General features: G+C 45.1%; 11 protein-coding genes and 1 pseudogene. 7 read left to right on the top strand and 5 right to left on the bottom strand.

Annotated features, from left to right (window positions below):
• Positions 1-125: 125 nt before the first annotated feature.
• The 5 genes from H9J30_RS07085 (at position 126) to H9J30_RS07065 (ending at position 4547) form a co-directional block, all read left to right on the top strand.
• On the top strand, positions 126-869 hold the full coding sequence (locus tag H9J30_RS07085) for a (Fe-S)-binding protein (protein WP_037416062.1): 744 nt from the start codon (positions 126-128) through the stop codon (positions 867-869).
• Between the two features lie 10 nt (positions 870-879).
• A complete protein-coding gene (locus tag H9J30_RS07080) occupies positions 880-2274 on the top strand; it encodes a lactate utilization protein B (protein WP_055648002.1) in 1395 nt (464 codons plus the stop codon).
• 1 nt (position 2275) lies between these two features.
• A complete protein-coding gene (locus H9J30_RS07075) occupies positions 2276-2845 on the top strand; it encodes a LutC/YkgG family protein (RefSeq protein ID WP_037425853.1) in 570 nt (189 codons plus the stop codon).
• A gap of 211 nt (positions 2846-3056) precedes the next feature.
• The gene (locus tag H9J30_RS07070; protein WP_224020834.1) at positions 3057-3230 is read left to right on the top strand and encodes a hypothetical protein; all 174 of its coding nucleotides are present in this window, start codon (positions 3057-3059) and stop codon (positions 3228-3230) included.
• A 138-nt stretch (positions 3231-3368) separates the two neighbouring features.
• The gene (locus H9J30_RS07065) at positions 3369-4547 is read left to right on the top strand and encodes an AAA family ATPase (RefSeq protein ID WP_240130384.1); all 1179 of its coding nucleotides are present in this window, start codon (positions 3369-3371) and stop codon (positions 4545-4547) included.
• An 87-nt stretch (positions 4548-4634) separates the two neighbouring features.
• Here H9J30_RS07065 and H9J30_RS07060 read toward each other — a convergent pair.
• From H9J30_RS07060 to H9J30_RS07045, 4 genes and pseudogenes are all read right to left on the bottom strand, one after another.
• A pseudogene (locus tag H9J30_RS07060) lies at positions 4635-4760 on the bottom strand (transposase); the annotation flags it as partial.
• Between the two features lie 594 nt (positions 4761-5354).
• Positions 5355-5855 (bottom strand): hypothetical protein, encoded by a 501-nt coding sequence (locus tag H9J30_RS07055; protein WP_240130383.1) that lies wholly within the window; start codon positions 5853-5855, stop codon positions 5355-5357.
• A gap of 655 nt (positions 5856-6510) precedes the next feature.
• Entirely contained in the window at positions 6511-8022 is a 1512-nt protein-coding gene (gene bdpA, locus H9J30_RS07050; protein ID WP_240130382.1) for a BAR domain-like protein A BdpA, read from the bottom strand.
• A 219-nt stretch (positions 8023-8241) separates the two neighbouring features.
• A complete protein-coding gene (locus H9J30_RS07045; protein ID WP_240130381.1) occupies positions 8242-9588 on the bottom strand; it encodes an MATE family efflux transporter in 1347 nt (448 codons plus the stop codon).
• A 420-nt stretch (positions 9589-10008) separates the two neighbouring features.
• On the opposite strand from H9J30_RS07045, the gene H9J30_RS07040 reads away from it, so the two are divergent.
• Positions 10009-11553, top strand: a complete 1545-nt coding sequence (locus tag H9J30_RS07040; RefSeq protein WP_240130380.1) for an MFS transporter — start codon at positions 10009-10011, stop codon at positions 11551-11553.
• A gap of 113 nt (positions 11554-11666) precedes the next feature.
• Here the strand turns inward: H9J30_RS07040 and H9J30_RS07035 are convergent, their stop codons facing one another.
• Positions 11667-12188, bottom strand: a complete 522-nt coding sequence (locus tag H9J30_RS07035) for a DUF3087 domain-containing protein (RefSeq protein ID WP_240130379.1) — start codon at positions 12186-12188, stop codon at positions 11667-11669.
• A gap of 344 nt (positions 12189-12532) precedes the next feature.
• Between H9J30_RS07035 and H9J30_RS07030 the strand changes: the two genes are divergently transcribed.
• The gene (locus H9J30_RS07030) at positions 12533-13309 is read left to right on the top strand and encodes a substrate-binding periplasmic protein (protein WP_240130622.1); all 777 of its coding nucleotides are present in this window, start codon (positions 12533-12535) and stop codon (positions 13307-13309) included.
• The last annotated feature ends 11 nt before the right edge of the window (positions 13310-13320 follow it).

The following is a 13320-nucleotide window of genomic DNA, read 5'->3' as shown; positions in this document are numbered from 1 at the left end:
ACTAAATTAGGGCTACTTATTTACTTTAGATAAGCCTATATTGGATCAACTACCTTAGCATTTGTGTGGACTTTGGGGCCACAATGCAAGGCAATGTCGTTCACTAACAAGAAAGAGAAAGCACAATGAAAATCGCCCTTTTCATCCCGTGTCTTGTTAACCAAATGATGCCGGATGTGGCCATTGCCACTCTGGAATTACTGGAAAAACTCGGACACCAAGTGATTCTACCCGCAGGCCAAACTTGCTGTGGCCAACCGATGACTAACTCGGGTTGCTTTGATGCAGCACGCAGTACCACCTTGAAATTACTCAATGCTTTCAAAGGTGTAGAATGCGATGCCATTGTTTGTCCTGCCGCTTCTTGTTTAGTGGCCGCCAAAGAAAATTTCCACGAGTTTGATAGCAGCCCAGAAGCTCAAGCCGTTATCGACAAACTCTATGAGCTGACCGAGTTCCTCCACGATATCGCTCCCATTCCCGCCTTCAACAAACCTTTTGCCCATAAGATCAGCCTGCAACTAAGCTGTCACGGCATTCGTATGCTGAGCCTTGCCACGCCAAGCGAGCAAATGGGCCCACGATTCAACAAAGTTGAAGCCGTGCTTGCCAATATCGCAGGTATCGACATTGTCTATCCAGACCGCCGCGATGAATGCTGTGGCTTTGGTGGTACGTTTGCCGTCGATGAAGGTGCCGTATCCGCCAAGATGGGTAAAGACAAAGCCCAAGCACACGCGGCAACAGGCGCGCAATATGTGGTTGGCTTCGACCCTTCATGCCTATTACACCTCGATGGCATGATCCGCAGACAACAATTGCCGATTGAAATTCGCCACATAGCGCAAGTGCTTAACGCCGCGCTCTAGGAGACCCACTATGGCATATCAACATAATCACGGGGCCACGGGTTCACAGGTTCACGCTCATAAAGCCGATATTTTCTGCCGCGATGAAACCCGAGTTGACTGGCACTCTAAAGCCCTTTGGGTGCTGCGCGAAAAACGCGATCGCGCCGCTGGCAGCTTACCCGAATGGGAGCAACTGCGTCAGTTAGGTTCTGAAATCAAACTGCATACCTTAACCAACCTTGCACAATACCTTGAAACCTTTGAGCAAAACTGTCTTGCCAACGGCATCAAAGTGCATTGGGCCAAAGATGGCGCCGAGCACAACCGTATCGTGCACGAGATCTTAGCTAGCCATAAAGTGAAGAAGTTAGTTAAGTCCAAATCCATGCTCACCGAGGAATGTCATCTCAATCCTTACTTAGAGCAGCGTGGAATTGAAGTCATCGACACCGACTTAGGTGAGCGCATTATTCAGCTCGCGAAAATGCCGCCTTCGCACATTGTGGTGCCCGCTATCCACATGAAAAAAGAAGAAGTCGGTGACCTCTTCCATGAGAAACTCGGCACTAAAGCGGGGGCAGCCGATCCCTTGTATTTAACCCGTGCCGCCCGCGCGCATTTGCGTGAAAAATTCCTCAGCGCCGATGCCGCCATGACAGGGGTAAACATGGCGATTGCCGATAAGGGCGCCGTGGTCGTTTGTACTAACGAAGGTAACGCCGATATGGGCGCTAACCTGCCCAAGTTGCAGTTGCATTCAATGGGGATCGACAAAATTGTCCCCGATATCGACAGCGCCGCCGTGTTACTACGCACCCTCGCACGCAACGCAACTGGCCAACCCGTCACTACTTATAGCGCCTTCTACCGTGGACCACAGGTCGATGGAGAGATGCATGTGATCATCGTCGATAACGGCCGTACCGAGATGATGAAGGATAAAATCCTTGCCGAATCATTGAAATGTATTCGTTGCGGCGGTTGTTTAAATACTTGTCCTGTGTATCGCCGCTCTGGTGGTTACAGCTACAACTACACCATTCCCGGCCCGATTGGGATTGCGGTGGGTGCCAAGCATGACGATACCAACTCCATCGCTTGGGCTTGTACTCTGTGTGGTAGCTGTACCTATGTCTGCCCGACCAAGGTGCCGCTCGATAAGATTATTCACCACCACAGACGCCTTAAGGCCGAAGCCGGACAACTCCCCTACGGCAAAAACGGCTATATGCCATTAGTGGGTAAATTTATGGCAAGCACCACTCTGCTCAATTGCTCAATGGGCGCGGCCCGAACTGCACTGCGCATTCTGCCGGGTAGTCTGCTCAAGCCCTTTAGTGGTGCCTGGGGTAAATACCGTGAACTGCCAGTCGCCCCCAACTCCAGCTTCGAAGCTTGGTTTAAGAAACACAGGAGCCTATAAGATGTCTAGTAAGCACGAAATTCTCAATGCGCTCAAACTGTCGGCTTTAACAAACCATCCTATGCCGAGCATCGATGTCGCCCCAAGGGTTGAAGATCTGGTTGGCCAGTTTGAAACCAATCTGAAAACCGTTGCGGGTACACTTCACCGTGAAGGCGGCCTCGCGGCACTGCAAGCCAAAGTGGATGAGCTTGTCGCCCAAGGCTTACAGGTTATCTCCCTCGTTGAGGGCATCACAGCAAACCGTGATGTGCCACCAACGGCTCACGAGCTCAGGGATATCGATTATGCGGTGATCCCTGGGGATATTGGTGTTGCCGAAAATGGTGCCATTTGGGTAAACAATAAGAACTTAGGCCACAGAGTAACGCCTTTTATCTGTGAAAACCTGATCTTAGCCCTGCCAGCCAATAAGATTGTGCCAAACATGCATCAAGCGGCAAAAGAAATCACGCTAGCCTCAGGTGAGTTTGGGGTGTTTATCGCCGGTCCCTCAAAAACCGCCGATATCGAACAAGCCCTCGTCGTCGGTGCTCACGGCGCCTGCAGCTCGAACGTGTATTTGCTGTAATGCCTCAAGATTTAATGTAACCAAGAAACGCAAAGGTTACGGGACAATCGAAACATGAAAGCCGACCTTTATTGGCGGCTTTCTTATTTAAAATTTAGCATAACAATATTTGAAACATTTGATTTATAAGAATTATTCGCCTACAGGTACAGGCTTACCATGGCATTCGCCGCCGACTCGGTGAATAGAGAAATCTAGGATTTCTAAGCTTATGAACGAGAGCCATGGTCGTTCTCACGTATCCCTGCATTGCACGACATTCAGGCGTCCTGCCTATAAGATGGCGAACGGGCTGTTAAACACGGATGTAGTGCAAGTCAATCAGTGGATGCAAGGCCGCGCCGTTCTGCTCTTTGATGAGCGCCGCAGCCAAAGCAATAGCTAGTGATAAGTAAAGGATCTTTATCAAGTCGCTTTAACCAGATGCGATAGCGCAATACTGAGGATACCTTACGAGTATACTCGACGCGGCTGGTCGTATTCTCGACTATATCTATTAGGCATTTATAGTAAAGGTGAGTAAATGAACGAGGTATTACTACAAATAAAGGCGCTCACCAATAGTGATCCTTTGTTGACGGCTGTCATTGTTGGAGTATTAACATTTACGTTAATTGGGCTCGTAGGCTACATGCTAAAAGATGTCCCCGCGAAACTGTTAAGCTGGCTCAGTAGCCTGCTATTTGTGCGGCTCACTATAGACGATAGCCATCAGGCACGCACAGAGATCTTCAATAAGCTGTCCTTTTTGATCAGTAATACTACCATTCCGTTTTTTTCACGTTCGATCTCTGAGGCTGTGTACTTTGACTATGGTGTGAATTACGACGGGCGTGTCAGTGTTAAGTCTATCGGCTATGGTATGCATCTGTTTAAATACGGTGGTTGTTTTATGTTGGCAACCCGTACTAAGGTCGATAGTACGATGGCATACGATTCTATTACTGTAAGAGCACCATGGTGGGCAAAAGATAAACTATATCGTTTTTTAGAAGATACTCGTGGAGACATTTCTACTGAGCCGAAAGTGAATATTTTCGAAGAAACCGAATGGTGTCGCTACGGTACATTGAAATCATCGGGTTTTAGTGACTTAGTGCTAGATGAAGGGTTTAAGCAGGACTTGATGAGGGAAGTTGATAACTTCGCAAGTCGGGGAAAATCGGTTGTCAGTAAGCTAACCATACTGCTACATGGAAAAACGGGCACGGGTAAGACGGGTATCGCGAGGGCCTTAGCGGTTGAGTATCATCGCGATCTATACATATTGAATCTATCGACTGTCAATGATGCCACTATTCATAAGGCGATTAGAAAAGTAGCGCCCGGAGCGATGTTGTTAATAGAGGACTGTGATTGTGTAAAGGCTACGGTATCACGTACAGCTGAAAGCAACGTAGACAACCCACCACTCACTTTAGGTGGCGTACTCAACGCGTTAGACGGCGTCATTCCTCTTGATGACTGCCTTGTCATAATGACCACAAATCATCTCGATCATCTTGACCCTGCGTTGATACGTAAAGGTCGTGTAGATGTCAGTATTGAAGTACCACTTATCAGTGCAAAGCAAGTTAATGAGGACTACTTTGAGCGTTTTGGTGCAGTGCTGAATAGAACTGAGCCATTGTTAGGTTGTGAAGTCTATGAACTCCATCGCAGAGCGAGCTTAAGATATGGTGTGTGTTGTAAGCCAGTGTAACCCTCTTCCTCCGAAATAGACCCTCTATTTGGCCAGCGCTTTAACCGAGTACTTATTAGAGTCTGAGTTAACTTTCCTCAGGCCCTTTAACTTGCCAAACTCAATAATGAGCTTGAGCCAATTTTCATGGGGGATATTTAATCCTGTCAGTAACTTGGTGCTAGTTTCACTGATGGCGCCACGTTTATCATTGCGAATGATTCGCCCAGTATCCTCTTCTACCAATTGTTCTCTAAGGGCAGGTCATATCTGCACAAAAGTCTCTTTCAAAATACAACCTTAGCAGCTTCAAATTCTCAATCCGCTATTGGCATAATAGCGTGTCAACAACCAGCATCGGGCTTGTTCAACACTTGCCATGCCTTTTGAGAATGGGTCGCGGCTACGCGCGGCCTATCCTAATTTGTTATGTTTTGACGCGCATATATCATTTCAAGTTTTTTCTAGCTTTAAACTTTAATTTTACATAATCAAACAGAAAAACGGCTACAGACAATACAACTGCCAAGATTATGAAAAAACCATTAAAGTTATCACCAACAAGGTGAAATAATTTAAGTATTTGGTAGATAGGCTCCCACCCACCAATAATTATCAAAAAGCCAATAGATCTAGGACTAATGGTAGCTATATTACTTAAGTAAGTTTTAACTAACATAAATACAACTACTTTTTACAAGCCAAAAGATGAAAAACACACACATCATTATATAAAAATTTAACGCCAGCAACAGCGGGCGTGTTTTAAGTTGATTGAGTGAAACGAAAGCAGCTTAAAACCGCTCCGGCTGCTTGCTTTTGTTAGGGCTATTTGAGCAGATACAGGCCTGATTTTAACACCGCATTCTCAATAATTCCCCACTCTTGTTCCTCTGAGATAAACACCGGAAATGTAAGGTCAAAGTTACCTAAAATTACGCAGTCAAATTGGTCTGAGGTAAATGCATCAAACCTTTTTTCTCTTACATTGTATGAGATAGCGTCACTGATACTGCTGGAGGCTAACTTGGGAGAGTGAGCATTAATGTTTTGCTCACAGATATAAAGCCCAATGTCGCGCTCCAAATCACTAAATAGCTCTTTGAAGCTGTTCTCAGCCTGAGAAAATTCAGCCCAATTAGGATCACTTTCACCGGACAATGAAGTAAATGTCATCCAGTGCTTCTCTGCTTCACTTTGCGAAAGGCTGTGGGAATGATTCGATATAAGAGCACACTTCCAACCAGCTGGAATATCATCTTCAAAGAAATCATCAAGGTTAAAATTTGGCATGCTACCGATGAGCCCTAACATTTTATTAGTACGCATGCGCGTTTACCTCGTTGGACCAGTGAAAACGCGCACAGTTAACTAGCTGTATGCAAAGAACTTATCAGCTTCTCTTCAAATATACCATCAGGAAAAACGCGCATGCGCGTTTTCCAAACCTATTAACTAATCCTCAGCAACCATATACAGTTGATTTTAAATGGTTTTTATAATTTCAGATTGGAAAAATGCGCAAAATAATGGGTTTAAAAACGCGAAAAGCTACTTAAATTTGAATATGACTGTACACCCATCCAGTTCCGCTCACTCATGAAGAAGCACTAAAAACAGGGTTCATCGATAAGAACTGTTAGGGAAAGTAGTTCGTCAATTTTCGATTCACTAAACGAGTGTTAGCAAGTTTTGTGGCACAAAGCTTTAAGCCGAGTGAATAGTTCATTGGTCGTTAAGATTGCCATTGTTGCAACAGTGACCGTTGGCGGCATGGATGTCGCCGTCGAGCCTATAAGGACATATTCACGGCGTGTCACTGGGGAAACAATGACAATTCACTCAGTACACCTAATGATCAAGCTATCTTGCTTTGGGGCACTTTGAGTTTACGAACAACACTATGGATAACATAAAATGGCAGCGCAAAACCTTCGCTGCCATTTTAATGAACAAGCCCCGTAAACCTATCTACAACAATCCACTACATAAAGGCCTTAGTAAAGGCTTCCTTCGATTGGCGAATATAATTACGCGCACTTTGGGCATGTTGCTCCCATACCGCCCTATCGCTTGGGTCGGTAAAGGGATTTTGCTCGGCGGCAATCGAGCGCTCAAAGCGATCGTAGAAGGTTAACATCGCTGAGGTGATTTGATTAAAACGCTCTTTAAACTCCTGAAACTCATCCATTTTTTCAGTCGTTTTAATCATGTACTGCACCAGTTCAGCATTACTATTAGAGGCAAGTAAAGCTTCGGCCTTGGCGCTGATATTGGTATTCACATCGGCCATTATTTCCGAGCGTGTCTGCTCATCTTTGCTCATCACCTTACTGTAATTTTCGGGCGTGCGGGCAATGCTGGCATGTTGCAGGTAGCTACGCAGATGCTTATCTAAATCCTTACGGAAAGCATCTAAGTTCTTCTGCATACTGACTAAATCATTATCGAGAGCCGTCACTTGTTGCAGCTCTTTCTCGATTTCGGCCATAAAGCGTTCGGCCTGTTGATAGATCTTAAGGCCGTTTTCCTCGGCAAACTTTTTATCACTGCGACTTAAATCGCTGTTGTCGTAGTTTGATCGATCAAAGGTCGCCGCAAGGAAGGATTTAAAGGGTTCAGCAAAGGCTGAATAGGCACCAGCACTCACCACATTTAGGGTCGCTGTGGCTAAATCACCAAAGGGTTTGACCATAGAGCCTAAACGCGCCTGCTGAATGGGCGACGCAATCCGCTTAGCATCGGTTAATACCGACCTAAAGGTGTTATAACCCAAAGGGTTAGACATCTTATTGCGCTCAGAGGTCGCCAATACAAAGGTGATACTGGAATAAATCGCATTAGAATACTCAAGGTACTGTCTTTGGCTTTCAAGCTGGGCGGCGTAGTTTTTGCCTAGGGTTCTAAAGGATTCGGCCTGAACCTCGTAGTTTTTGTCTTCTTTAAGCTTATCTAAGATACCGCCAATGATTTTTTGCTCGTTTTTTTGCAGCGCAATATCGAGCCGAATTTTATCTAGGGTTAGGTCATCCAAACTGATAGGGCCATTAATGGCTTCGATATCGAGGCGAATATATTGGCGGCTCGGATCGTCAATCGATACCCTGTGAGCTAAATATTCATTTGTGCCAGGAGTGACATCGATAAGCGCCACGTTCTGCCACTGAGCATCCAGTTTTAATACGGGCGATGTGAGTACATTAATCCGGTATTGAGTTTGGATATTTTGAGTTTTCACCCAAAACTCCAACAGCCCCGCTTCGGACACGGGGTATTTACTGACAATACTGCTATTGCCTTCGGCACATAGCAACGCGCTCTCGCCACTGTGGGGCTCTGCCCCATCAAATTGGCAACCCATGATCCAAGACCAAGGTTGGGATAAACGGTTACCCTCAAAATCGCTAGCAAACACTAACTCATTATCTTTGGCGCTGGCATTAACACTGGTTAACACGCCAAACAACAGCATTGAGATGACTGCAGCGGTGCGCATAAAAGCCTCATAAAACATAAATAACATACGAAGAGCTCAAAGAACGGCCCAGAATTTTACCCTATTCACCGGCTTTTACCGTCAGTCGCTAGCGGTATTTTATCGATATAACACACGCTAAAAACTGAGCTAATTTTAAGCTGGGATTAAACCAGCGAAATGTATCAGAGCGCATGCCGACACGCTAGTATTAACTCGGTTTCGCTCATAAAGATATCGTTAGGCATTAACCTTAAGCCGCTGCATGGCGATAAACATCCAAATCACCAGCATAGTGCTACAGGTCGCGAGCGACACCCACACGCCAATCACGCCAAAAGCCCAAGCAAAACAATAAATAATCGCGGCAATCAGTATGAGTTTTGCGCCGGTTAAAATCGATGCCTGTTTTGAACAATTAATCGCTTGGAAGAAACTCGCGCCAACTAAGATCAAGCCTTCCATCGGCAAGCCCCAAAAATACCAACGCATCCCTTCAATCGCAACCGGCGTAAGGCTTGGATTATCGCCAGCAAACAAATACACCAACCACTCAGGGCGCGAGTAAATTAACACTAAGCCAAGCGCGGCGGTGAGTAGGGTCATGCCAAAGGCGATATTGCGAGCTTGCTTTACCCGATCAAACCGCCCCGCTCCCGCATTAAAGCTATAAATGGGTTGGGTGCCGAGGGCAATACCTTCAAAAATCAAATAAAAAAACGCTTCGGTATAGCTAACCACCCCGTATGCCGCCACGTGCAATGGAGCGCCAACCCACAAAAAAGCCGTGTTGTGCAAGGTTAACACAATCGACAGATACAAGTTCATCAAGAAGCTTGGTAATCCAACACGGGCGATATTGATGCAGTTATCAAGCTTAAGCTTCATCTGCTCGAGGTTGATTTTGAGCTGAGTACGCGCGCCAAAAAAATGCTGCAAACATAGCAGTCCGGTGACCGCCTGTGACAGCATGGTCGCAATCGCCGCGCCTGCTAAGCCAAAGGGAAACACCACAATAAACAGCCAATCTAAAAAGGTGTTAAGCACACCGCCTAAGATCAGCACGAAGGTGACCATCGATGGGCGACCGTCATTACGCAGCAAGGTGGTAAATGCCATTGAGATAATCGGGAAATGGCATAGCGCAAAATACCAGAATAAGTATTCGTTGGCGTTTTCGAGAATCTCTCCCTCAGCGCCAAGAGCAATTAAAATATCCCGAGAGAAGATCCCACCCACTAAAGCAAAAAATGCCCCCGCTAATAAACATAAGCTAAAGGCATTACCAAGTAATTTACGCGCCTTGGCAACGTTGCCTTGCCCAAGGTTGATTGAGACTAATGCCGCACTGCCCATGCCAATCATGGCGCCGATGGCATATAAAATCGCACCGACGGGATAGGCTAACATCATGCCCGCAAGTCCTGTTTCACCCAGATAGTGACCCACGAAGATACCATCAATGGTGACATACACCCCTGTCACCAGCATGGAGGCGATTGTCGGTATGGTATAGCGCCAGAAAAGCTTAGCGATCGGCTCTTGCAGCAGGCGTTGATCCGTTGCGCTATGGGAAATTGCAGTCATAACCAAGTCTCACAAAAAATAAAGGCAGGGCGCACGGGCTTTGTTCTGATGGTATTTACACAAATAAATAAGGAATGAACAAAAATGCGGCAGTGGATTGTACCTAAATTTTACCTTAATACCAAACCCGATTAGCACGATTGCATTGTCACAAAAACGAATCTGCACAATATCTTACTGACAATACACTTTTACCAATCCGCCGCGACAATTTAGCAACCACTAAATAACAGATGTGGCGAAACTCATCATTTTTAACTACTTTTTTGGTATTTAACCCTTAATTAGGTAAAGTGTAGGCTTAAATGACCCCATAGCGGTTAATTATCGTGGCGTTATTTGCCTATACAATTGAGTTAACTCTCTAATTAATAATCAATTAGTACAATTAAATTCAATAACAATAATAAAGGGAAGGACATGAGTCACAATAGTCCAAATGCAGAGAATGATCTGCGCGAAGTCAAACAGTTAGGCATGTGGGCCTCCATCACTAGCCTAAGTTATATTTTTTGGTTAGTGGGCGGCATGGAGCTGGTCGAGCGGATTGCTTATTACGGCGTTAAAGCCAGTGCGGGCCTATACGCAAAAGCGCCTGAATCGGCGGGTGGTTTGGGTATTAGTCTGAGTGACTATGGCATCATTATTTCACTTTGGGCCATTATGCAGACCTTTGTGCCCGTTTTTACCGGTGGGATATCCGATAGGGTCGGCTATAAAGAAACCATTTTTGGCTCCACCATTATTAAAATCATGGGCTATTTGACCATGGCATTTTTCCCCACCTTTTGGGGATTTTTATCGGGTTCATTACTACTCGCCATCGGTACTGGGATATTTAAACCCGGCATCCAAGGGACATTAGTGCTCTCCACCAATCGTAATAACACCTCGATGGCCTGGGGGATTTTTTACCAAGTGGTGAATATCGGTGGCTTTTTAGGGCCACTGGTTGCCGTACATATGCGCCAACTTTCTTGGGATAATGTGTTTTATGCTTGTGCTGCAATTATCTCACTAAACTTCCTGTTTTTATTAACCTATACCGAGCCGGGTAAAGCCGAGCGTATCGCCCGTAATCAGCAAATTAAATCCGGTGAAGTAAAGCAAGAAGCCCTCTGGCGCGATGCTTGGCATGAGCTTAAAAAGCCTATAGTGATTTATTACATGCTGGTGTTCTCTGGCTTTTGGTTCTTGTTTAATTCACTGTTTGATGTGTTACCCATCCATATTTCTGAATGGGTCGATACCAGTGTGATTGTCACCAGCCTGTTTGGCAGCGAAGGAACCAGCAACGGCATTTTACAATTCTGGCTTGGGTTAAATAACGAAGGCACTAAGGTGATGCCTGAAGGTATGCTGAACCTCAACGCCGGCCTGATTATGACCAGCTGCTTTTTAGTTGCTGCCCTGACTGCCAAATACCGTATTACCACAGCAATGCTAATTGGCTGTTTACTCAGTATCTTAGCCTTTGTGTTTATCGGCGCCTTCCATGCGGCTTGGTTTATCGTACTTGCCATCGCCATGTTCTCCCTTGGCGAGATGATGATTAGCCCGAAGAAAAACGAGTTTATGGGTAACATTGCCCCCGAAGGTAAAAAAGCCATGTACCTAGGCTTTGTGATGTTACCCCAAGGAATTGGTTGGGGCTTAGAAGGCTATTTTGGCCCTAAACTTTACGAGATTTATGCTTCTAAAGAGTTATTCTCACGCGACTTATTACTTGAGCGCGGCATGAGTGCGACGGATGTGAGTGCTATCCCACAGGGGGAAGCCTTTACCACCTTAGTGAGCTTTACTGGCGAAAGCGCCCATGATCTGACTCAGCTACTCTACCACAGCCACAATATCGGCATGGCTTGGTATATTATCGCCGCGATCGGCACCATTTCGGCTGTCGGTATTTATATCTATGGTAAGTGGTTACTGACGCTGCAACGGGCGCAGCAAGCAGCACACTAATGGATTAACCGCGTTATCTAAGCCGCTAATCGATTCCAATAAAAAAGTGAGTGTGCACGCACTCACTTTTTATTTAACGGCCTTGATTCGCGACTAAGTCATTAAATCTAGTCTTAAAACCCAGCTAACAGTTCGACCTCAAATTGCTCAGCCGATAGCGTTAACCCTAAAGCTTCACACTGTTTCTGTACCTGCGAAAGCTCCTTATCAACGGCTGATAAAGTCAGCGTATTATCATCCAGCAAATACACCTGTCTTAAACTGGTGAAATAAAACAGTAGTGTAATCAATGAATTTATATCATTGCTCGTGGCTGCGGCTTTGATTTTATTCAGCTTACGGTAAATGCGATTTTGCAGTTGCTTTAACTGCCATACATAATAAATTTCTTTCAAAAAAGGCTGTGTTTTTAGCTGATACACTATGGCGCTACAAAGCAATAGCGCCAATATCACCCCGAGTAGATTCCAGTGGAAATTCCCTGTTGGCTCACCGGGCACAGCCTCAACACCAAAGAGCGCAATCAACCCAGCTCCAAAGCTTAGGGATAAGACAATCAAACCTAATACTAAGGCCACCATAAACCGGTTCATATTGCTGCGATAAAGGGTTTTATCAATTTGCTGTAACTTCATGGACTCACTTTTTACCAAAATACGCGTTTGCGGCGCAGCATAACCCAGTTTGCTTGAGCTTGCCTGAATAATAAAAGCCTCAACATATTAAGAAAAAGGGGCAATGATACAAATTTAAACCAATAAGTCTGCGTTAACAAATCGGTTAATTATGGATAAATTCAATCAGTTAAACAATTAATCATCAAAATAAGTTGCTCTTAAGTAAAGGACTGGTACGCGCAGGTAGGAATACATAGTCATGTACAATTTGCCAATATCCAAAATGAGTGACCATTCAATTAACACACTCCTCATACTTGCACTATATTCCTCTTGGGATGAGCAGCGTTAAAAGGAATGCCATGGTATCTACTAACACATTGATAAAGTTGGCATTAACAATTCTAACTTGCTTAATCACTCCCGTAAAAGCGCAAGAATTGCTCGCCGTTGGCACCTCTTTTAGCCAGATTTTTGAACAAAAATCGAATGGTGAATACAGCGGTTTAGGTGTAGATATTCTCAATCGATTTGCCGAACAACAGAAAGTCGTTATTCATTATCAAATCGCTCCTTGGCGACGGGCTCAGGCAATGGTCGAAAGAGGACAAGCGGATATTCTAATTGGCCCCTATATTTCAGAAGCACGGCAAAAAGTCTTAGCCTTTTCGTCCCTCGCCTTTTATCGCGATGAAATTGTTTTTTATGCGAAAACAAATAATCCTACAACTTGGGATGGCAGCTATGACAGTATCCACGGCTTGCGGATAGGTAAAATGCAGGGCTGGAGTTACGGCTATCGGTTTAATGAGCGAACAAAAACACTGACAATTAATGAATTTGCCGATCTCAAAAGTGGTATAGAGCGCTTATCCCGCGGCGATCTCGATTTACTTGCCACCAATGTGCGTAATACTCAAGCCGTGCTTTCGCAAATCAAAATCCCGCAGGCCATTACACCTATTATGCCGGTCATTGATATTCAAGATGGTTTTATGGCCTTCCCCAAATATCCGAAGTTTCAACCGCTTCAGCAAGATTTTGATCAATTTTTACAAGCAATGCATGACTCAGGAGAACTTGCAAAGCTTGCAAAAATCAGAGAGGTTACCATCCCTAGCACAGCGCTTATCGATTAATCTCTTAACCA

The organism is Shewanella cutis (assembly GCF_022410515.1).
In the GTDB taxonomy this organism is placed as follows: Bacteria; Pseudomonadota; Gammaproteobacteria; order Enterobacterales; family Shewanellaceae; genus Shewanella; species Shewanella cutis.
The sequence above is the reverse complement of the archived record's forward strand: the minus strand, read 5'-3'. Positions and strand labels throughout refer to the sequence as shown.

Excerpts from the sequence above, each read along its gene's own strand:
- H9J30_RS07085 (WP_037416062.1), top strand. The coding sequence starts at position 126 with ATGAAAATCGCCCTTTTCATCCCGTGTCTTGTTAACCAAATGATGCCG.
- H9J30_RS07080 (WP_055648002.1), top strand. The coding sequence starts at position 880 with ATGGCATATCAACATAATCACGGGGCCACGGGTTCACAGGTTCACGCT.
- H9J30_RS07075 (WP_037425853.1), top strand. The coding sequence starts at position 2,276 with ATGTCTAGTAAGCACGAAATTCTCAATGCGCTCAAACTGTCGGCTTTA.
- H9J30_RS07070 (WP_224020834.1), top strand. The coding sequence starts at position 3,057 with ATGAACGAGAGCCATGGTCGTTCTCACGTATCCCTGCATTGCACGACA.
- H9J30_RS07065 (WP_240130384.1), top strand. The coding sequence starts at position 3,369 with ATGAACGAGGTATTACTACAAATAAAGGCGCTCACCAATAGTGATCCT.
- H9J30_RS07055 (WP_240130383.1), bottom strand. The coding sequence starts at position 5,855 with ATGCGTACTAATAAAATGTTAGGGCTCATCGGTAGCATGCCAAATTTT.
- bdpA (WP_240130382.1), bottom strand. The coding sequence starts at position 8,022 with ATGCGCACCGCTGCAGTCATCTCAATGCTGTTGTTTGGCGTGTTAACC.
- H9J30_RS07045 (WP_240130381.1), bottom strand. The coding sequence starts at position 9,588 with ATGACTGCAATTTCCCATAGCGCAACGGATCAACGCCTGCTGCAAGAG.
- H9J30_RS07040 (WP_240130380.1), top strand. The coding sequence starts at position 10,009 with ATGAGTCACAATAGTCCAAATGCAGAGAATGATCTGCGCGAAGTCAAA.
- H9J30_RS07035 (WP_240130379.1), bottom strand. The coding sequence starts at position 12,188 with ATGAAGTTACAGCAAATTGATAAAACCCTTTATCGCAGCAATATGAAC.
- H9J30_RS07030 (WP_240130622.1), top strand. The coding sequence starts at position 12,533 with ATGGTATCTACTAACACATTGATAAAGTTGGCATTAACAATTCTAACT.